Below are 22,535 nucleotides of genomic sequence, written 5' to 3' on the forward strand. Positions count from 1 at the left end.
GGCCTTACCCGCCGTGGCCCAAACGACTGAACCAAACTAGATTCCCACTAAGCCGCCCCTGGCTTTATTCCACAGTGACGCTTTTCGCCAAGTTACGGGGCTTGTCAACGTCGGTACCTTTCACAAGAGCAACGTGGTAAGACAACAGCTGAAGAGCAACCACGTGCAACACGGGCGAAAGCAGGCCGTAGTGCTCCGGCATCACCAATACATTAACGCCTTCACTTGGCTTAACAGCGCTACCACCATCAGCAAACACATAAAGCTGGCCGCCACGGGCGCTCACTTCCTGCATATTGGCTTTTAGCTTTTCAAGCAGCTCATCATTAGGCGCCACTACCACCACGGGCATATTTTCATCAACTAATGCCAGTGGGCCGTGTTTCAACTCTCCAGCAGGGTATGCTTCTGCATGAATATAAGAGATTTCTTTTAGCTTCAGCGCTCCTTCCAAGGCAATCGGGAAGTGGCGGCCACGGCCTAAAAACAGCGCGTGCTGTTTATTAGCAAAATGCTTCGACCACGCCTTAATGCTTGGCTCTAGCGCCAGCACTTTTTCAACCGCAATCGGCAAGTGGCGCAGCTCATCCAGATAGGCTTTTTCATCTGCTTCATCTAGCCGTTGATTCGCTTTGGCTAACAAAAGCGTCAACAAAAACAGTGCGCTCAACTGAGTGGTAAAGGCTTTAGTAGAGGCAACACCAATTTCCGGGCCTGCGCGGGTAATAAAACGCAGCAGCGTTTCACGCACAATGGCAGATTCAGGTACGTTGCAAATCGCCAGCGTGTGGGTATGGCCCATTGATTTAGCATGCTGCAACGCGGCGAGAGTATCAGCGGTTTCGCCCGACTGAGATATAACCACCACTAGTTGGTTAGGATTGGCTACGCTTTGGCGATAACGGTATTCACTGGCAATTTCGACATTGCACGGAATTCCGGCCACCTGTTCAATCCAGTACTTAGCCGTCATACCCGCATAGCTAGACGTACCACACGCTAAGATCAGTACGGAATCTACCTGCTCAAAAACAGCTTGCGCTTCTGCACCAAAAATACCCGGCTGCAGTTGGCCTGCACCGCTCAGCATTTCCAGTGTGTTACCCAACGCCTGCGGCTGCTCAAAGATTTCTTTTTGCATGTAGTGATTAAACTCACCTAGCTCAACTGCATTCGCAGAAAGACTAGAGACAACCACTTCCCGCTGAGCGGGCTGGCCAAGTGCATCGACCAGCGTGACCGAGTCACGTGTCAAACGCGCCACATCACCATTTTCCAGGTACATCATTTTCTGGGTAACAGACAACAGTGCAGAGGCATCAGAAGCGGCATAGTGGCCATCATCAGCAATACCTAACATCAGCGGCGAGCCTTCACGAGCCACAACCAAGCAATCCGGCTCTTCTTCGCTGACCACCGCCAAAGCAAAAGCGCCCTGCAAATGCGCCACGGCACAACGCACCGCAGAAAAAAGATTTTCCGCTGGTTCGCCAATTTCGCCTTTAAAGCAGGCTTGAATTAAGTGCGCAATGGTTTCAGTGTCGGTATCTGAAGTGAATTCATACCCTAACCCCTGAAGCTTTTCACGCAGAGCCTCGTAGTTCTCGATGATGCCGTTATGCACCACCGCCAACCCACTGGAAATATGCGGATGAGCGTTACGTTCAGCAGGAACACCGTGAGTTGCCCAACGGGTGTGAGCAATACCCACATTTCCGGCCACCCCCTTCTCCGCAACACGGGCTTCCAGTTCCGCTACGCGGCCTTTTGCGCGGGCACGTACCAGCTCACCAGACGTATTTAGCACCGCAAGCCCTGCAGAATCATAGCCGCGATACTCAAGAACCTTCAGGCCAGAAAGCAAGAAAGGGGGACATTCCATTGCGCCAACGGCGCCGACGATTCCGCACATACTCAATCCTTTAATAACGACTTATAACGACGATGGCTTTCACTCGTATGCAAAGAGCCATGTGCAAAGAACCATTTGCAAAGAACCACTTGCAACGAACCACTTGCAAAGAACGGTTAACAAAAGGCCATTTGCAGAGGACTATTTACAAGTTACAAACACTCGCCACACAAACCAGTCAAAAAGACCAGTCACAAAAAACCAGCCATAAAAACAGTGACACAAGCCCGGCCACAAGAGATCGCTCATGGCCAGCTAAAAGACCGATCATCTAAAGTATCCCATGAACGGGCTCTTAAAGGGGAGCATCATACACTCCCCTTGGTTCAGCCTTCAAAGCATGCCCTTCAACACATGCCTTTTAATAATACGTGCCCTTCAGAACCTGTTCTTCAAAGCACGCTTTTCATCTCACGCCTGTCCCCAGACAACAAAAAACGGATTTAGTTTTTCACTTGGGTTGGCGTAGCTAAGCGGCTCGCCTTCTAACGTTTCAACACGGCCACCCGCTTGAAGCACAACCGCATGGGCAGCGCCGGTGTCCCAAAGGCAAGTAGGGCCTAAACGGGGGTAGGCATCAGCCTTCCCTTCTGCAATCAAACAGAGCTTAAGTGAGCTACCCATGGGCAACATCTCGTGCTTGCCTAGCTTTTCAAGCCAGGCTGCCAAGTCCGGGCTGGGGTGCGAGCGGCTGCCCACAACACGCCAGGCAGAAGCAGCGCCCGGTTGGCCCGCAACCTTAATGGCATGACGCTGGCCGTCAGCTTCAACCTTAAAGGCACCTAAACCTTCAGCAGCGACATAAGCGGTTTCTAGCGCCGGAGCGGTAACCACACCCAGCACTGGCTTGCCGTTTTCAATCAGCGCAATATTGACGGTAAACTCGCCGTTACGCTTGATAAACTCCTTAGTGCCGTCAAGCGGATCTACCAACCAATAGCGGCCATTGCTATCTACCCCGGCAAAGCCTTCTGCATCCTCTTCAGAGAGTATTGGCAACTGCACTGAAAGCCCCTGCAGGCCGCGTATAATCACATGATGGGCAGCTTGATCCGCTTCAGTTAACGGGCTTTTGTCGGCTTTCTCTTCCACACTAAATTCGCGTGCGTAAACGGCCATAATGGCATCGCCCGCTTCACGAGCAATACGCTCCACAGAATCTAATAACGCGTGATCAATCATTTTGTCATTTCCTTATGATTAAGCCACCAAACAGCGGCTAGCTGCTTGATGGCTTATCAGTATTTACATTACGTGTTTAGCCTACACTAAGTGGAGATCAGCTAATTAGGCCAAGCTCCCGCAATGCCTTAATCACACTATCAGCCGCTTCCTCGGCACTCATCTCTGAGGTTTTCAGATGAATATCTGGCGACTCAGGTGCTTCATACGTTGAATCAATGCCAGTGAAGTTTTTCAGTTCACCACGACGAGCCTTTTTATAAAGCCCTTTAGGATCCCGAGCCTCCACCACATCAAGCGGCGCATCTACAAAAATCTCGATGAACTCACCCGCTTCCAGCAAATCACGTGCCAATTGACGCTCGCTGCGGAAAGGCGAAATAAACGCGGACATAACGATCAACCCAGCATCAACCATCAACTTGGCGGTTTCCGCTACGCGACGCACGTTTTCAACGCGATCAGCATCGGTAAAGCCTAAGTCACGGTTTAAACCATGACGCACGTTATCGCCGTCCAGTAAGTAGGTATGCTGGCCCTGGGTAAATAGCTTCTTCTCAACCAGATTAGCGATCGTTGATTTTCCAGCACCCGAAAGGCCGGTAAACCATAAAACCGCCGGCTTTTGGCTCTTCGCCAACGCACGTGCCTGTTTATCAATATCCACATGTTGCATATGAATATTCTGGCTACGTCGAAGGGCAAAATGCAGCATACCTGCACCCACCGTATTGTTCGTCATACGGTCAATCAGGATGAAGCCACCGGTATCGTGGTTATCTTGATAAGCATCAAAAGCAACCGCACGGTTGAGGCTAATCGTGCAGACACCAATGCCATTTAAATCAAGCTGCTTGCCAGCCGTATGCTCCAGCGTATTAACGTTAACCTGATATTTAATATCGGTAACGGTCGCTGACACCAACTGGGTGCCTAACTTCATTAAGTAGGGGCGACCCGGCAGCAGCGGTGCCTCATGCATCCACACCAACGTTGTTTCGAACTGATCAGCCGTATGCGCAGGCTGCTCTACCCCGGAGATGACGTCGCCCCGAGAGATATCAATTTCATCTTCCAGCAGCAGTGTTACCGACTGGCCTGCCACCGCTTCGTCCAAGTCACCATCAAAGGTATAGATGCGTGACACCGCGCTCGTTTTACCAGAAGGCTGAACACGAATCTGATCACCAGGACGAACAACACCGCTGGCTACCATTCCAGAAAAACCACGGAAATCCAGGTTAGGACGATTCACCCACTGCACAGGCATCCGGAAGGGAGCGCGCTGCAAATGCTCGGCATCTAGCTCTACGGTTTCCAAATAGCCCATCAGCGTAGTGCCGTGATACCAAGGCATGTGCGGGCTTGGCTCAATAACGTTATCGCCTTTCAACGCCGACATAGGGATAAACGTAATGTTTTCCAAACCCAACTGTTTGGCAAACGTACGATACTCTTCAACGATTTGGTCGAAACGCGCTTTAGAGTAATCCACCAAGTCCATTTTATTGATGGCAACGACGACATGCCGCATGCCCATCAAAGACATTAAAAAGCTGTGGCGGCGCGTCTGCGTCAAAATTCCGTGGCGTGCGTCAACCATCAAAATAGCAGCGTCGGCCGTGGAAGCACCGGTCACCATGTTACGGGTGTACTGCTCGTGCCCAGGCGTATCAGCAACGATAAACTTGCGCTTTTCGGTGGAGAAAAAGCGATACGCGACATCGATAGTAATGCCTTGCTCGCGCTCTGCTGCCAAGCCATCAACCAGCAGCGCGAAATCCATATCGCCGCCTTGCGTACCGAACTTCTTCGAATCAGCTTCAATAGCAGCCAACTGATCTTCAAAGAGCAGTTTAGATTCAAACAGCAAGCGGCCAATCAGGGTGCTTTTACCGTCATCAACGCTGCCACAGGTAATAAAACGCAGCAGGCCTTTATGCTCGTGGGCCTTCAGGTAACCTTCGATGTCTTCGGCAATGAGTTCAGATGAGTGCGACATTAAAAGTAACCCTCTTGCTTTTTCTTCTCCATGGAAGCAGCGCTATCGTGATCAATCACACGCCCCTGGCGTTCTGACGTCTTGGTCAACAGCATTTCTTGAATGATGGCCGGAAGCGTATCGGCTTCAGACTCCACCGCCCCTGTTAGGGGGTAGCAGCCAAGCGTACGGAAACGCACCTTACGCATCATCGGCACTTCGCCCGGCTCCAGCGGCATGCGCTCATCGTCGACCATGATCAAGGCGCCATCGCGCTCAACCACCGGGCGCTCTGCCGAATAGTAAAGCGGCACAATGGGAATATTCTGCAGATGGATATACTGCCAGATATCCAGCTCGGTCCAGTTAGAGATAGGGAACACACGAATAGACTCTTTAGGGTTCTTACGCGTGTTGTATAGCTTCCACAGCTCAGGACGCTGATTTTTCGGGTCCCAACGGTGCTGAGCAGTACGGAAAGAGAACACCCGCTCTTTGGCACGAGACTTCTCTTCATCACGACGAGCACCACCAAAGGCGGCATCGAACCCATACTTATCAAGCGCCTGCTTCAAGCCTTCGGTTTTCATCACATCAGTGTGAATCGCCGAGCCGTGAGTAAACGGGTTGATGTCTTTCTCTATCCCTTCCGGATTGATATGCACCAGAAGATCCATGCCGATCTCTTCGGCCATTTTATCGCGAAATTCATACATCGCCCGAAACTTCCAACGCGTGTCCACATGTAAGAGTGGGAACGGCGGTGGCCCAGGCGCAAACGCTTTACGAGCCAAGTGCAGCATCACCGCAGAATCTTTACCGACGGAATACAGCATGACTGGATTTTCAGCCTCGGCGACCACTTCGCGCATGATCTGGATGCTTTCTGCTTCCAGTCGCTGTAAATGGGTGAGTGATGTCATCATCTATCCCAATGTTATATGAAAAAATTGTTCTCAAGTGGCCACTCGGGGCGCTGACTTAAAAACCCTTAACTTCAGCAATTTACGCAACTAACGCGGCCCTATTAGCACAGCACTATTAATACAGCACTGTTAACACAGCCCTATATGGGAAGCGTAAAATCAGCAGGCACTGGCACTAGCCAAAACGCAGGCTGCCGCGCTAACCAGTCAGTCACTTCCGGGCTTGCTGAAAACAGAGCCCCATGAAATACCAGGGCAGCAGCACCGGATGAATTTAATGCATCAAATACCGCGAGGTAGTCTTGCGCTTCAGGCGGCTTTTTAAAGCAACGCATTAATAACCGCCCTCTGGGGCCATGCAAATAAATCTGATATACGTCACCAGATGAATGAGCCACCCGCCGTACACCACCTTGCCAACGTTGGTCCGCATCTTTCAGCTTGGTAAAAACGGGAGCCACCGCGCTGCGAAACCAACGCCCTTCTTGGGAACGCTGCGTTGCTAAGCGGCTATTTGTTAAGTGACTATTTGTTAAGCACGTAAGTTTCCAAGGCTTATGCTTTAATCCTTGCGCTTCCCACCAATGTTCAATCGCCCGCTGCGATAGCACAACGCCGTGGTGCGTACTCAGCCACTCGGTTAAGTCGGCACTTCCCCAACCGGGCGCTGCGTGCAATAAAGGGGGCAATAAACTATTTTGTGGTTCCTGGTAAAGTGCCTGCCACAAAAGCGCCTGAACATCTGCCCCAAGAACGTTAGCTTGACCTTTTAAACGCCCACGGGGCTTGACGGGCACCGCCGCCCACCCACCTTCACGGAAAGCCTTCCAAGCCGCCGAAACGGTTGGCGCGGAAAGCCCTGTTTGCTGGCTGGCGACCGCAACGGTATGGCCGTCTAAACGAAGCCTAACCGCCTGTTTACGGCGTTCATTTAGCGATTCAGGCGATAAATGTTTAATGGCCAATATTAATCACAAACCTTTGATTAAAAACAATTTATAAACAACATATAACGCTATCGTTGGCAATTATTAGACACCATCATAAAAGCCCGCGTAGAATCCAGCAAGTTTCTAACGTGAAGTATGTTTTGTAAGGATTAACATGACCCCATGGGCCGTTTTGTTATCAATTGCTGTATTGCTGATACTGTTAATTAGCGGAAAAGTGAAGCCTGCGATTGCCTTCGTTAGCCTTGCAGGGCTGTTTTTGCTTTGTGGGTTTGTTGATACCAGCACGTTGCTCACGCAGTACACCAACCCCGCCTTAGCCACACTACTCTTACTGCTGTTGGTATCGCTTGCCTTAGAGCGCTCGCCGCTACTGGACTGGCTTTCCCGCCACCTGCTTAAAGGCCATCCCCGCTTAGCCACAGCCCGGCTGATGGGCAGCACCGCGGTGCTTTCTGCATTTTTGAACAACACCGCGGTCGTAGCGGCCTTTTTAGGGGCTATCTCACGCCAGCAACGTATTGCACCTTCACGGCTATTAATTCCACTCTCCTATGCCTCAATTTTAGGAGGCATCACTACGCTGGTAGGCACATCCACCAATTTAGTGGTGAACTCATTTAACCTCAGCGCCAGCGGTAATGAACTAGGCATGTTTCAATTCAGCTTAGTGGGGGTACCCGTTGCATTAATTACGCTATGCATACTGCTATGGCGAGCGAATGCCTTGCCCCACCATCGCCTGGAAGACACCGACGAAAAGCTCTCTTACTTTCTCGCAGCCGATGTAGAAGCCGACTCACCGATGATTGGCAAGAGCATTGAAGAAAATGGCTTAAGAAGCCTAAACGGACTGTATCTATTAGAAATTGAACGCCAAGGCCGCCTAATCAGCCCTGTTGCGCCAAATGAACGCCTTCAAGCGGCGGATACACTCGTGTTTACCGGAGAAGTAAGTAAAGTTCAGGCGTTACAGCGCTTTCCCGGGCTCAATCTATTTGGCCATCAAGCCGATAACCTACTCGCCACCAACTTGGTAGAAGTGGTTATCTCCCACGAATCAGAACTCTCCAGCAAAACACTGCAAGACGTTGATTTCCGCAGTATGTTTAGTGCTGGGGTTGTCGGCATACGCCGCGGCGGCAAACGCTTAGAGGGACAGCTTGGTAAAATTCCCCTGCGAGTGGGCGACTGCTTGCTCCTGGCTGTGAGCGCTGACTTTCGCCAACACCGCAACATAGACCGCAACTTTCATCTACTTAGCGGCAGTTTCACTCGCCCACAGCTCACGCGAAAAGAGAGCATCATGACGCTAGGTGGCTTTGCAGCGGTTATCGCACTGGCGACGGCCAACCTGCTGCCGCTGTTTCATGGCTTGCTACTGTTGCTGGGCGGCTTATTGCTATTAAAAGTAATTAGCTTGGCAGAATTACGCCGCCGCTTTCCGTTTGAACTTTGGCTGATCATTGGTTCTGCCTTAGGGATAGCCCAAGCGCTAGAAAACTCAGGAGCCGCCGCCGTTCTGGCAGGGGGAATGCAGTGGATGTTTAGTGGTTACGGCATTTACGCTGCCTTTATTGGCTGCTATTTACTAACCCTACTGCTAACCGAAACCGTCACCAATAACGCCGCTGCCGCCCTAGCCTTCCCTATTGCCTGGAGCACCGCCCAAGCCTTTGGTGCCGACCCCTTGCCATTTGTGATGGCGGTTGCCTACGGTGCCAGTGCGTGCTTTTTAATTCCCTTTGGCTATCAAACCCACTTGATGGTGTATTCACCGGGGCGCTATAAGGTTACTGATTTCTTCAAGATTGGTTTACCTGTCAGTATCACCTACTCGGCCGCAGTCTTAGTGATCACCCCGATGGTGTTTCCTTTTTAGGGACAGGATCGATCAAATATGATAGCAGCGCGTTATTCGGCGGAAAGGCGATGATAGTGAGTCATAACCATAGTCTATAAGTGCACTAGGTGTTGCACTTGCTCATTGGGACCCTCCTCCTTTGAATGTGGATGGTAGCTAAAACTTAACACCAAACCTTACTTTACAGTCTCTAAGATTGAGCAGAAAAGCATAGAAGAAAAACTCTAAATCTCCCATGCTTTCTGAAACAATAAAGCTATTTAATAAAACCGACTCTAAACCATCCAAGGGAAATATTTATTTAGAATACTTATAATTCTTTCATCATTAAGCACTTCAGCATACTCGTCCGCAGACATACCAGCTGAATCTTTCCCTAAAAAGTTTTGAGAAGAATTTCGATTTTCTTTAGAGTGAAGCGACCGGATGAAGCTATCATCAACCTCTAAGATCAAATGACTAAAAATCTTAGCTTTCAAGAACCCTTCTGGGTTGTCGCTCCTTTTATATTCACACAAGTTTAAAGGATGCACTCTTCCCTTTGCTACTTTTAGGCATCTTTCATACTGATCATAGGAGGCAACATAAGCATCCAAAAACTCTTTAACACTTTTAAAGGTGTTCCATGGCATACTTTTATACGATGACCAAACATCAAAGGGATTTCTCATACAATAAAAATATATAGGCCTCATTCCAGCACTAAAAAAGTGATTCTCGTAAGAGTTAAAAAACTTTTCACTACGAGGAGTTTTATGCCCTACATAAAGATAGCCTGCACTACTCTCACCTCCCCCCATTGCCATACTACTAAAAGAGTCGAGAATGAACCCACCTTTCCTTTCCTTCCACTTCCGCTCTCTCACCTTCTCTCTAGAGTGCTCTTTATCAAGAGTATCAAGAAGAGAGAAATACTTAGACGTTGCAGAATGAGGAATCTCCCCATGTAAAAGCACTTTTGGGTGTGAAGATAAAATATCTGCAAAATATCTTGTACCTGATCTACCCATACCCATAACAATAAGAGGATTCATCACACAACCACCGTTAAAAATATAATAATTAATGACAAACAGGCTCTTCCTGCTCACTCAACCATGTTATAGCAAAAAGGCTTCTCCAAACCTGCCTCACCTCGTAATTCCTCTTAAATTCGTGAGGTTTTTTTTCAAATAGTCGCTTTAAACCATTCAAATCTATATACTCGTGATTTTTTTTATCGCCAATACTCTCAAGACAAATATTACCATAGTCTAATGCTTTATCTAGATGCTTCCAATTCCACCTCAACCCTTTTTCTCGTGCCTCCATTTCCCAATCACTCAACTTCTTTTTTTCTCTCAAATCAAAGCCTGAATAGCACTTCTCAATAACCACAGGCATAACAACATCTCTATAATCTTTACTTCCATTAACAAAAGGGGTTACTTTATTGAGCCGCTGCTCATCTTCTTTATCACAATACGGCCAAACTCTATTTTCTAGTGGAGGAAAAATCAACTCATGACAAAGTTTTTTAGTAATATCATACACCAACTTTAAAGACTTTCTTTCTTCTGGAGTCAAAGCTAAAGCTGCTGCAACTCCTGCCGTTGAATAAAGCGGTAATGCAATTGCTTGCACATTAGACTTTGCTCGCATAGATACGCCAACAAACTGTTGATTTCGCTGCTCTAAATATAAATGATAAAAAGCCTCATCAACTGAAAAACCTTGTCGATTTTTTTCATCGAAAAACTCTTTATAGCCTTGCATAATTCTATCAACTGAAGCAGTTGGAAGAACAGAAAACCGTTCGTTAAACGCAGCTTTAATTGCATCCACTGGAGCAACATCGTCTGAAAAACAATAAAACTGCCTAAACAGCTCTCCCATAGTTCCATTACACTCAACAACATCTGGCATATAGTTAGCATAGTCAGCCATTGAATGCTGACCATAAGAAGCACATAAACTTCTCCTAACCTTATCCACCATATCCCCTGGAGTTCCTTTTATGTTATACGCAGTCTTTCTCAGCTTATATTTATTTCTCAGAAAAGAGGCTGCTGATGAGTCTCCTGTATTCACCCCGGAGGTAAAGAATGAAAAGTTATCCTGCAACCCTTGCCCCACAATTCCTGAAAGAATCATCCTTGAGTCGTAACCACCAGTCAAATCACTAACTTTATGCGAATATCTAGAATCACTAATCGCCTTAATATTACCCGAAACTTCTTCACAAGTTTTTTCCAAAAGTTCTTGATATGAAAAACTTGATCTATAATACCAGGGAGAGAATTTAATCACATCAGCTCCCATTCCGTTAAATATTATTTTTTCATGAACACCTAAAAGATACACTCCCTCAAAGGGGGATTCTTTCCAAAGAGCATTTTCCAAAGCAAGTTCAGAAGCACTATAGAAGCTATTTCTATAGACTTTACCACCTAGTGAATTAATGGCATTTGCAATGCAATAAATATTATTTGATGCAAAATCAATATTATTGTAAGAAGCATACCAAATAGGATATACACCCAATATATCCCTTTCGACAAAAGCTTCTTCACCAGATTCACAGCCAATAACTCGACAAAACATTCCTCTAGCATTATCGAAAAAGTCATCTGAGCATTTATATGAAAAAATAGGCGGGCTGGCAGAGTCAAAAGCGACACCCTCAAAGATCGCAAAACCATCAAAACCCTGGGGCATTTTATCGACAAACTCACCTTCTGAGTAAGATCGTAAAAGCAACCCTCTACCACCAAGAATCTCTGTCTCCAACAGTGTATCGCTATTTCTCCTTGATGACTCAATTAACACAGGCTTAAGCTTTTCCACTACACCTTTATCAACCCCAGGTCCAGAAGCAATTATAAACTCCATAAAACTCCCCTCAAACTTATTAATTTATTTCGACAAGAAGGTTACCAATATCAATAATATTAAACTTATCTTGCACAATATTTCTATTACCAGCCCAATCTATCGAATTAACTTTAACGCCATTTGCAGCTGCTTTTTTCTTCATATATACCCACGACTTTGGATAAATCTCATCAGCGCCTTCCCATGGCAATATAATGGGAGTGCAGCCACTAGCGGCGCCTTCGGCTACTGCCAAGTGGAAACTTTCGTGATCACTTACGGAAAGTATATAATCAATACCCGCATACCACTGGGGCATATCGTTGCCGTGTGAATCGAAAACAACAGCTCCCTGAAGATCAGAGTCTTCGGCAATTCGGCGGTACTGCTCGTCATACCACGCCATTTCATCTGGCCGATTCACCATCCAGGGGTAGTCTTCAGGGCGCTTACCTTTTACTCGCAGCGTATATTCCTTGTCGTTTTTTCGCAGCTCTTTTAGGATATCTAACGCTCTATCTAAGCGCTTACTCTGCGGCACCATTCCCACCAAACCAAGGACTTTGCCATTAGTCACTTTCCGCGGCACCGCTTGCATAGCCTCAATATCCACACCGTTGTAAATCACCACACCATTCTTCTTAAGTGCAGAGTTGCGTTTCTGGGCGTTACGAAGCATATGCGGCCCTACAAATATCACTTTATCAAACGCATCGAACGGCACCTTATCGAATAATGCGCTACGTAATTCTTGCGCATGCAAGCGCCCTACTAGTTTTTGACCTTCCCGTTTATGGTTGGCGTACCAAATGGCGTTGCCCAGCATCCACTCACAAAACACCGTATCTGCCTGCCGCACTAAGCGCTTGCTGGCAATTTCATTGTGCTGATTGTGGCCTGTCCAGAAATCGAGCAATAAACGGAGGCCCGCCTTAGTAAAGTAAGGGTAAAACGGCTTGATAAACTTAAGGTCATGCCCTGCAATAACCACGGTTTTCTTTGGCTGTATGTTGGGCGCATTTTCGTAAATAAATGCAGGCTTGCGTAGTGCTAATGTTGGCTGTCGCTGTGCCCAAGTAGCGAGTAAGTTTAGCGATTGCTCAGCACTCACGCTAAGTAGCTGTATGCCTGAATCAATAGCGGCGCTTTCTAAGGCAACGCCAGGCCACTGGCTTTGGCCTAGCGTGGCATCTTTTATGTAGCCCATGCGTACTTGGGGCGCGTAGACGGTAGGCCATGCTAGATCTTCCAGGTCTTCCGGCTCTAAGTCTTCTAGTGCACGTAGATTGGCCAGCAACCATAGACTGCCTGCTTGGGTGCTTTGTCCTTCTGGTGTTCCGCAACAAATACCAGCGGCTTCTAACTGCGCTTGTGTGCCAGGCTGCCACTGGCTAGCAAAAACACTAACGGGGCGTAGCGTTTGATCTAGCAAGCGTTTGACAGCAGCCTCAGTAACTCCATTGACCAGCAGTTGAAGGCTTGGTGGCTGAGGAGCGCTAATGACCATACCGGCAGTACGTAACATTTGTGTTAGACGCAGTTCAGTCGTGTGGGCACGCATAATTGCCCTTGCCCCTTTTAGTGCTATCCGCCAGCGATAAGCCGGGTGGTGCATTAAGTTTTCCAAGGCTTGGGCCGCATCGCTCTCAGTGCGCACAATGTGTCCGGCTCCTTCTAGGTAACGGCTCATACCAAGCGCAGGACCAGAAATCATGGGCGAGCCACAGGCGGCAGTTTCTACCACGCGTCGTGAGAACATTGTCGGAGAATCAAGCACAGAGTTTACGTTAATCTGTACCGGGTGGGCCTTATAAGCCTGGATCATTGAATCATAATCCAGGCTGCCCGCAACGTAACTGCCTAAACCACCAGGGTACTTATAAGGCGAGTCTGGGTCATCGTGCTGGCGATCAAAAATCGTAAGGCCTAGCGGTGCGGCCGCACTCATAATTTTATCCATGTACTCAGTGCGCTCAGGGTAGCGCTTACCATAGTAAGTGCCGCCATATGCCGCCGTAGGCTGCCATTCGCGTGTCGACGGTAGCAGGTTATGGATTTTCGGTGAGGCGTAGAAGGGGGCACTACTAGCTGTTTGAGTGAATGCGCTTGGTGTGGATAAGTAGGGAATAATTCGCCGACTGTCAGTGGTAAACACATGATCACATAGCCTTGCAGCCTTGCGGAAGCGATCAAAATGAACAGGGTCTTCTTTGTTCCAGAATAACGAGGGAACATCATTTTGCCGGCAGTGCTCTAATAGCTCACTAAGAGGAGCAAATTCTTCATCGCTGTAATAGCCTACCTTTCGATGCCACATCCAGTCGTTACCCTTCCAGGCCGATTCAACAAACATGGCATCTATCGGCTGGTTAGCTAGTTCTTCTCTCCAATTCTCAGGCGAAAGTGGCACGACCTTTACCGCACTGGCTAGTGTGTCAGTGGTGAACTGATCAGCAATTAGACCCAGTGTAATCTGCTCTAAAGGCTTGGGCTTAGTCTTTTTAGGAACGCTTGTGTTTTTTGCGTGCTGATTTGCTCTTACTAACTGCAAGCTATCTGCATAGCGCCGTGTCACATGCTTCCATGTACGCTCCTGATCAATCCATTCTTTTGCGGCCTTGCCCAACCGCTGGCGTTCTGCGGGGCTATCAATCAGCGCTTTTAAGACCAGACAAAGGTCATCAGCGCTGTCTTTCTGAAACAGTTGTGCACGCTCATTTTTCCCTGCCATAGTTTTATGCGGGGAAACATCAGAAAGCACCACCGTTTTGCCCATGGCCATGGCTTCCAACGGCTTAAGTGGCGAAACCATTTCGGTCACGGCAGATGATAAGCGTGGTACCGGCATAATATCCATACAGGAGAGGTAGCGTGGTACCTGCTCAAAGGCAACCCGCCCCGTAAAGCGACACGCTTTTTCAATGCCTAGCTGTTTTGCTTTCGCCTTAACTGTGTCAATTACCTTACCATCACCTACTAACACAAAGACAAACTCTTGCCCCTGTGCCTTAAGTTTAGCTAATGCTTCCATCAGTAACTCTAAACCTTCATAGGCTACGGCACTACCGGCATAGCCGATCACCGGAACACCAGGCTTGAGTTTAAGCTCTTTGGCAACCTCAGCATCGGGTGCCATCGGTTGGAACCGCTCAGCGTTAACTGCATTCGGTACTACCGTAATTCGATCACGCGCCACTCCCCAACTCGCCAGCTCATCGGCCAACTCTTCGGTTAGTGTAATCACTAAGTCAGCTTCCAGTGCAGCTTGCTGCTCTAACTCCCGCATTAGATTGTAGCGTTCAGAATTAGCCCACTCAGGCTGAGTTGAGGCTTGCGTTACCTCCCATAAGCCTCGAACTTCATATACAAATGGCAACCCTAGTCGACGTGCTGCCATTAGTGCGGGCAGCGCGGTAATATGGTTAGAAGCAGCTACTATAATTTCTGCTCCACTGGTTTGCGCCTCACGTAAATAGTGGTCGGCGGCTTCGGCCAAATAGTAATCCAGTGGCGTTTTGGCTAGGTTCCAACCTGCACAGGCGGCATATGTAACCCCTTCAACATTGACTTCATGATAGCCTTTATTAACACCTTTAACGGCAGCATCCCATGGAAAACCCGGCCGAGTAGTTGCACGTACTTTGAAGCCTGCCTGTTGAAGCCCAACTGCCACACCATGAGAGCGGGTCGAGTAGCCATTAGTTGCGTGGGGGACTGATTGATGCAGACAGTAAAGCACATGCTGACGGCGAGACATAAGGCCAGGGTTGGGCTGTCGAGGTGGGAGCTGCCATCCTCCTATTAACCGTTCCATACCTGCCACAAAAGCCTCAAAATCACGTTTAGGCTTATCAAACTTCACCCCCCTTTTTTTAAGGCTTTCAAGTGCCCGAAGTGTATCAGTTAGATTGCCCTCACGATAAAACCATTGGCTAGCGGTGGTGTAATCTACATCACTCACGTTGCGCAATTGCATTTTTTTGAAAACTGCGACAGAAGCTGGGGTTAATTCAGGAACGTTATCTCTTGGTAACCCTATTTGTCCCCTCAAGGCCTCTGCTATCGGCTCGATATGTGCTGAAAAAAGCACTGAAGTAACTGCACTTGGGGTGGGCAGAGCCAGTGATTTTAGAAGTGTTTTGCTTAGACTCTCAACACTATCACTTGGCTCAAACGCTTCTACGATGCCATAGTTCTCAGCATACTCCGCTAGCGCTTTTACATTTGAGACGACTAGGCGCTTTCCATAAGCCAGAGCTTCAGCTGCCTTCATTGGTGGCACCAACTCACATACAGGCAACTGTTTACGCGGAATTACAACCAAGTCAATCAAAGCGTAATAATTTGCCACTTGTTCATGAGGTATGCGCCCTACTTTAATCTGCCAAGATACTTTATCGAATTCGCTCTCAAACCCTTTATTTCCAAGTCCCACTGACGTAATTGGTTGATCATCGCCAACTAACAGTAGTTTCAGCTTCTCACCTTTATCAATCAACTGGGAGCAGCTTTCCAACAAAACATCTAACCCTTCATAGGCATTAAAACTACCTATATAGCCGACTACTTTCTCATCTTCAGCAATACCTAATTTTTTCTTAAGTGCGGTGCTGGCTGACTTGATGTTCGGAAGACGGCTTACCCCATTTGGTAATAGCAATATATTGTCAGCGTTTACACCTCGATTAACCAGCTCCTCTTTCATTGGCTGGTTAAGTGTAATCACCTTTTGTGCCTGCTGTGCTACGAAAGCATCGCGCTCAGCTTCTTTTTTGAAATCACAGGTATTTTCGTGCCCAGGTTCACGAGCAGCTCTCGAAAGCTCCCAAAAACCCCGTACTTCGTTACAGAATGGCAGACCCAGTCGTTTCGCTGCCACCCAAGCAGGTAGCGCGACAATCCAATTAGATGCGGCTAATACTACAGAAGGGCGGTAAACCCGAAAGAGTTCAATAAAGCGCTCAACACTGGCATTAAAATTAGCAAGCTCCCCTTGAGGCACCACACGATAAGGCCAACGCGAGTGAATATACTTAACGCCATTGACGACCACTTCAGGGGCCGTATCACTCGCCGAGTGAAATTCCCACGGGCGCCCTGGGCGCAAGAAGCATAGCACCTCCAGCCCTTGCTTGTTCAGTGCTTCCGCAATACCTTGAGTGCGAATCGCATAGCCATTATTCGCGTAACTTTGGCCGTGGCTGACTACATATGCCACACGCTTATCAATGGGTTGGAAGATAGAAGTCAAAGGTTGCGACGCAAATTGTTTTGCGCGCTTAATCAGATCATCCATGCAATACCTGGCCGGCAAAGTAAAAATTTATTAACAACAAAGCAATAAGCTTAATTGCTAGACGCTGTCACATCATTGGCAGAAAAAGAAAAGCCCGCACGCAGGCGGGAAGATATCGATGTTTATTTAGTATATTTTGACGATACAGGGCAACGATAAGTTCAGCTAACAGGTTCTGTAACGCGTTTCGGCCTGGGCGGAAACCACTGCCCTGTTGCGGCTACTCGGCATTGCACCTTATCGCCCGACAATAGCTTAATGGGTAATCGGAAACCCACATATCCACCACGAGGCGGCAGTAAACGACTTAACTCTTTGCGCAACTCGACCGCTTTTAGGGTGGTGGTATGCTCGCCATTCACCCACAGTTCAATATCTACTGGCTCATCACTTCCATTCGCCCACCACGCCCAACCGCTGATACGCGTTGTATTAGCTTCGACAAGACGCGCATGCGCCCACGGCTGGTTCGACTTAAACATGGCATAGCGCGCGTCAAATAATGCACATGCGTGCTTATAAAGCACAATATCTTGCTTATTCAGCCTCGTGAGTTCATCAATGTCATCTTGATCTAGCTTATGCTCAGCCAGCGGAATACGCTTACCTAGGTTGTCTTTGCGCTCAGCAATATTGGTTGCAAAACCATCATTTAATATTTCCAAGCTTTCCGTGTAACGCTCGGTTAAACCCAGAAACCCAACTGCTTCAGGGTTCACCCCACTCAGGCCTCGGCGCTGACGATTAATCATCGCTGGAGATGAATAGAACTCTTTGAAGCTCCCTTTGTAATCCATGTTTCTGACGAAATGACCATATTCAGAAGCAATTCGCTGCAGCGGCTCGCGCAAGAAAGTAATCGTACGCCCCACGCCAATTAAAGAAACAAACCGAGCGACAGGCACATGCCCACAGATCATAGCGGGGTTATTTGCTAAAAAGGCCTTCTTGAATTGCCAAAAATCTGGCTGATCGACATGCAAAGACTCTTTAACAAGCGGAGACGTGGTTTTAGAATTTGCACCATAGTCATAAACAATTCGTTCTTTCGAAAAGTATGCTTCCGCGCCCAGTCGAAAGCTTGTCCCGGCAGTTTTAGGTATATGTAGAAAAAAAAATGGCATTGATTACATCTCTGTTATTTCGTAAGCGAGCTACTAGCCACACCAATGCGGGGTCATAATGATAAAAGTAAAACGAAAAACCAGCCCCACACCTGCTCCGTCACTCCCGAATGGGGTTATCGGGAATCCAGTTGGGCCTTCCCCACTGATGCCCTATCACCTAAACCAACATGGATTCCCGCCAAGGGCACGCGGGAATGACAGAGAGGCAGCTTCTAGAAGGTTATCAACCTCTTTCTTCTGGAAGCGAGAAGTCCAAGCCTAGAGCATGCTCAGGGTGAACATCATCATTGCTAACAGCAACCGCCGTCGGCGGCCTGGATGCCAGAGCAACACAAGAAGTACCAGGCCGAGTCAGTCGGCCCAACCCCTTCTCTAGTGGATAGTATTCCAGTTCAAAGCCGTGATCCTTGGCCCAGCGTTCGCAGATATCCTTCTCTTCTTGGCGAATGGTGTCGTCCATCCATACTTCAGCACTCAGGGAGAGCTTATCAGCCAGCGCAGGCAACGCCGGATAGCGGCTGAACAGACACGTCGCCCCAGGAGGGCCATCCACCCACAGCAAATCGACGTTTTCAACACCTTCCAGCAGCGAGACCGGGTACCAGCGCGAGGGTTTTTCGGCACCTTCGGGATTCAGGTGGTCGTCTTCCCAGGCTTCCAAATCCCCAACACGCAGATCAACCCAACTTTCAAGCTGCTCAGCCTGCAAAGTAGCCAGAGACTGCGCTCCGTAGTAATCGCTATGTTCAATAGAAATTAGCTTGCCACATCCGTTTTGACGTAAAGCATCTGCAATAACCAACGTAGACGCCCCACTACCGAATTCTACGACTATTTTTGGACGAGTAGTTATAATATGAGCATGCAAACGCAATAACACGTCAGGAGAAGTTGCCCAGCCCCGCAGCGGGGGCAGTTGCCCTTTAATAGCTAAACGGCGCTGCAGCCACGAGAGGTTTTCCAGCTGTGCGTATAGGCGATTTTGAACTATGATTAGGTCGCGTGTAAGCTTATTTGCAAGCTCTTGACTATTTGACGTCAGAGACTTTTTAAGCGCTGATAACTCAGAATTCAAAACACTATGTTCTTGTTCTGTCATATCGGATGCTAGCTCCGTATAAAAAATTGATCACTCTCTCTACAGCAATCAAGATTCATTAATCTCTTTCACCGTGGATATATTTTGTAATTTGTCTATTGTATCCACCGCTAGTTTAATAGTCTCTTTTTCGGCTTGGGGCACAGCATATCAGCGCAACTCTGGCGCATTACCTGAAATACAATCTCACCATTATCGGAAGTAATACACAGTCCACCAGTGGTATCCACTTTGATGGCAGCGTACAGGCTCAGGAGTGATTCACCCACTGTCATTTCCGCATGCCCTTAGCGGGAATTCATGTTGGTTTAGGCACTCAGGCATCAGTGGGCAAGGTCAGGGTGGATTCCCGATAACCCCGCTCGGGAATCCAGTTTGGTGCTCGGGATGACGCCGAAAATAGAATTACCCTAGCAGCCCTACCGCGTCGATCACGCTTTCTTTAGCACGTACTTGTTCGGCATTATCGATAAATGGTTTGTGCTTAACGAGTACGCATACCACGTCCGCTTGGGTAAGTGCTTCTTCAAGCGTGGCCAGCGTGGTGTTCTCGCCTTGCAGCGTTTTAGGTAGTGATTTGATATTGGGTTCTACCACTTGCAGGCGGCAGCCTAGCTGCTGCACTTGCTGTGCAATGCCTAGCGCAGGGCTTTCACGTAGGTCGTCGATATCTGGTTTAAAGGCAACGCCCAGGCAAGCCACGGTAAGGTCGCTGCGTTTGGCATTTGGGTGTTGCTGGTGGTAGAACTCTAGCGCTTCTTTGACGCGGCCCAGCACCCATTGGGGTTTGTTATCGTTCACTTCGCGCGCGGCACGGATAATTTTCGCTTGTTCCGGGCAGGCATCGACAATGAACCATGGATCTACAGCGATACAGTGACCGCCCACGCCTGCACCAGGGGTGAGGATATTCACACGCGGATGGCGATTGGCCAGGGCAATCAGCTCCCAAACATTGATATCCAGCTCATGGCAGATGGTGGAAAGCTCATTGGCGAAAGCAATATTCACATCACGGAAGCTGTTTTCAGTGAGCTTGGCCATTTCTGCAGTGCGCGCGGTGGTGGATACACAATCACCTTCTACTACGATTTTGTAGAGCTCGCAGGCCACTTCGGCGCACTTGGGCGTCATACCGCCAATCACGCGATCATTTTCGACTAGTTCGCGGATAACATGGCCGGGCAACACGCGTTCCGGGCAATGGGCAATACGAATATCCGATTCTTCACCGTGGGTTTGCGGGAACGTCAGATCCGGGCGGGCTTCCGCTAGCCAAGCAGCCATTTGCTCGGTAGCGCCTACCGGGCTAGTAGATTCCAATACGACTAAGTTACCGGGCTTAAGCACCTTAGCTACAGCCTTACTGGCAGCTTCGATATAGCTTAAATCTGCTTTGTGGTTTTGACCGTTTTCGTCGGTATGAAACGGCGTGGGCACGGCCACCAGAAACGCATCGGCAGGTTCTGGTGTGGTGGTTGCGCGCAGGTAACCTTCTTTTACTGCCGCATGAACGATCATGTCCAATTCCGGCTCAACAATGTGGATGTCACCATTGTTGATGGTGTCGACAGCATGTTGGTTAACATCAACACCGATAACATTCTGCTTGCGGGAGGCGAAAACAGCAGCGGTAGGTAGGCCAATGTAGCCCAAGCCAATCATGGAAATAGTATCGAATTTCATGTGGTGTTCCGTGAGTAGGAATAGTGAGTCGTGAATGGTGGTCGTGAATAGTGAGTCGTGTCAGCAACTATTCACAGCGCGTAGCGCGCTCACATTTCACAGAGAAGCCAAAATATCGCGAATGCGTTCGCAGGCTTTGCCGTCGCCGTAGGGGTTGTGGGCATAGCTCATGGCAGTGTAGGCGTCGTTATCGGTCAGCAGCCGGGTTAGCTCGCTGGCAATAGTCGCCACATCGGTGCCCACCAGTTTGACGGTACCTGCTTCTACGGCTTCGGGGCGTTCGGTGGTATCACGCATGACCAGTACCGGTTTGCCCAGCGAAGGCGCTTCTTCCTGAATGCCACCAGAATCGGTGAGGATAATGTGTGCTCGGTTCATCAGGTAGACAAACGGCAGGTAGTCCTGGGGTTCAATCAGGTGCACATTATCTACCCTGGCTAGCAAGCGGTTAACCGGCTCACGGACGTTAGGGTTGAGGTGTACCGGGTAGAGAATCTGGGTATCTGGATGGCGCTCGGCGGTATCAGCTAGGGCTTGGCAGATACGCTCAAATCCGCCACCAAAGCTTTCGCGGCGGTGGCCGGTGACTAGAATCAAGCGTTTGCTTTCATCCAGCATGGGGAACCGCTTGGCCTGTTCAGCGGCTAGCGCTTGGTTGGTTTCCAGCTTATGAGCAACTTCCAGCAGCGCATCTATCACGGTGTTGCCGGTTATGTGGATAGTCGCCGGGGCAATGCCCTCATCCAGTAAGTTTTGCTGCGAGGTGCCCGTAGGCGCAAAGTGAACTGCCGCTAATGCACCTGTGAGCTTACGGTTACCCTCTTCCGGCCAGGGAGAATATAGGTTGCCGGTACGCAGGCCTGCTTCAACATGCCCTACGGGGATTTGCTGATAATAACATGCGAGGGTAGTCGCAAAGGTGGTGGCGGTGTCGCCATGCACCAGAACAATATCAGGTTTGAAGTCTTCCAGTACTGGTTTGAGCCCTTGCAGAATGCCACAAGTAACGTCGTTAAGATCCTGTCCCGGCTTCATTATGTCCAGGTCATAGTCTGGGCTAAGTTCGAATAAAGCGAGCACTTGATCTAGCATTTCTCGATGCTGAGCAGTGACACAAACCCGGGCTTCAAAACGCTCGTCTGAGGCAAGCTGCAGTGCAAGCGGTGCCATTTTAATTGCTTCTGGGCGGGTGCCGAAGACAGTGAGTACTTTCATTCTTTACCTTCTTTTTCAGTTATCAGTCCATCTTGAGGCCTGAGTGTCATACCTTGACAGCCTTATGACGTTTTCGTTTGGCCAGCGTCTTGTAGGCGGTATTCCAGTTCCTGACAACGGCGATAATAGTATTCCAGCAGTTCCTGAGTTTCTGCTAATTGCTGGGCAATAGGGATAGTCTCAGCACTTTTGGGTGCATGTTGGAACACTTGGCCGGGCTTCTGTAGCCTTTGTTCACAAATTTTAATATTAACATCAAATAGACTTTGCCCATACTGGTAGGCCGCCTGTTGATAGAGCGTTATGGCATTTTGATAATCGTTTTGTTTAAAAGCATCGTGAGCGCGCTTAACAAGATCTTTTTCCATGGGTATCTCGTGAATCTTGAATCGTGAATTTTAAGGTAGGGCCTTTCCCCCGTCATTTCCGAGCAGCTCCAACCCC

At 48.7% G+C, this 22,535-nt stretch carries 14 protein-coding genes; 1 reads left to right on the forward strand and 13 read right to left on the reverse strand.

All coding sequences use genetic code 11. From position 1 onward, the window contains the following. Positions 1-64 precede the first annotated feature (64 nt). From glmS to HVE01_RS18795, 5 genes are all read right to left on the reverse strand, one after another. Positions 65-1,912, reverse strand: coding sequence for a glutamine--fructose-6-phosphate transaminase (isomerizing) (gene glmS, locus HVE01_RS18775; RefSeq protein WP_146945348.1), 1,848 nt, complete (start codon positions 1,910-1,912; stop codon positions 65-67). Between the two features lie 411 nt (positions 1,913-2,323). After that, the gene (cysQ, locus tag HVE01_RS18780; protein ID WP_146945349.1) at positions 2,324-3,094 is read right to left on the reverse strand and encodes a 3'(2'),5'-bisphosphate nucleotidase CysQ; all 771 of its coding nucleotides are present in this window, start codon (positions 3,092-3,094) and stop codon (positions 2,324-2,326) included. Between the two features lie 97 nt (positions 3,095-3,191). Then, positions 3,192-5,096 carry a sulfate adenylyltransferase subunit CysN gene (cysN, locus tag HVE01_RS18785; RefSeq protein ID WP_146945350.1) on the reverse strand — a complete coding sequence of 635 codons (1,905 nt, stop codon included), beginning with the start codon at positions 5,094-5,096 and terminating at the stop codon, positions 3,192-3,194. After that, on the reverse strand, positions 5,096-5,998 hold the full coding sequence (gene cysD / locus HVE01_RS18790) for a sulfate adenylyltransferase subunit CysD (RefSeq protein WP_125749793.1): 903 nt from the start codon (positions 5,996-5,998) through the stop codon (positions 5,096-5,098). The genes cysN and cysD overlap by 1 nt, the downstream gene beginning before the upstream one ends. A gap of 143 nt (positions 5,999-6,141) precedes the next feature. Further along, positions 6,142-6,966: a helix-turn-helix domain-containing protein gene (locus HVE01_RS18795; RefSeq protein ID WP_186808877.1), complete on the reverse strand. Its 825-nt coding sequence runs from the start codon at positions 6,964-6,966 to the stop codon at positions 6,142-6,144. Between the two features lie 139 nt (positions 6,967-7,105). Here HVE01_RS18795 and HVE01_RS18800 point away from each other — a divergent pair, with 139 nt between their 5' ends. Further along, positions 7,106-8,833 (forward strand): SLC13 family permease, encoded by a 1,728-nt coding sequence (locus tag HVE01_RS18800; RefSeq protein ID WP_146945352.1) that lies wholly within the window; start codon positions 7,106-7,108, stop codon positions 8,831-8,833. Positions 8,834-9,090: 257 nt separating this feature from the next. Here HVE01_RS18800 and HVE01_RS18805 read toward each other — a convergent pair whose 3' ends face one another. From HVE01_RS18805 to HVE01_RS18840, 8 genes are all read right to left on the reverse strand, one after another. Next, positions 9,091-9,849, reverse strand: a complete 759-nt coding sequence (locus HVE01_RS18805; protein ID WP_146945353.1) for a sulfotransferase — start codon at positions 9,847-9,849, stop codon at positions 9,091-9,093. A 28-nt stretch (positions 9,850-9,877) separates the two neighbouring features. Then, positions 9,878-11,686, reverse strand: coding sequence for a hypothetical protein (locus tag HVE01_RS18810; RefSeq protein WP_146945354.1), 1,809 nt, complete (start codon positions 11,684-11,686; stop codon positions 9,878-9,880). Between the two features lie 19 nt (positions 11,687-11,705). Further along, on the reverse strand, positions 11,706-16,964 hold the full coding sequence (locus HVE01_RS18815) for a glycosyltransferase (protein WP_146945355.1): 5,259 nt from the start codon (positions 16,962-16,964) through the stop codon (positions 11,706-11,708). Positions 16,965-17,125: 161 nt separating this feature from the next. Continuing rightward, a complete protein-coding gene (locus HVE01_RS18820; protein WP_146945356.1) occupies positions 17,126-18,088 on the reverse strand; it encodes a sulfotransferase family 2 domain-containing protein in 963 nt (320 codons plus the stop codon). A 226-nt stretch (positions 18,089-18,314) separates the two neighbouring features. After that, positions 18,315-19,190, reverse strand: coding sequence for a class I SAM-dependent methyltransferase (locus HVE01_RS18825; protein WP_146945357.1), 876 nt, complete (start codon positions 19,188-19,190; stop codon positions 18,315-18,317). 405 nt (positions 19,191-19,595) lie between these two features. Continuing rightward, positions 19,596-20,876, reverse strand: a complete 1,281-nt coding sequence (wecC, locus tag HVE01_RS18830) for a UDP-N-acetyl-D-mannosamine dehydrogenase (protein WP_146945358.1) — start codon at positions 20,874-20,876, stop codon at positions 19,596-19,598. 96 nt (positions 20,877-20,972) lie between these two features. Further along, positions 20,973-22,091 (reverse strand): non-hydrolyzing UDP-N-acetylglucosamine 2-epimerase, encoded by a 1,119-nt coding sequence (gene wecB, locus HVE01_RS18835; RefSeq protein WP_146945359.1) that lies wholly within the window; start codon positions 22,089-22,091, stop codon positions 20,973-20,975. A 62-nt stretch (positions 22,092-22,153) separates the two neighbouring features. Then, complete coding sequence (locus HVE01_RS18840) at positions 22,154-22,459, reverse strand: hypothetical protein (RefSeq protein WP_125749844.1); 306 nt, start codon at positions 22,457-22,459, stop codon at positions 22,154-22,156. Between the last annotated feature and the right edge of the window lie 76 nt (positions 22,460-22,535).

The organism is Vreelandella venusta (genome assembly GCF_007989605.1).
In the GTDB taxonomy this organism is placed as follows: domain Bacteria; phylum Pseudomonadota; class Gammaproteobacteria; order Pseudomonadales; family Halomonadaceae; genus Vreelandella; species Vreelandella venusta.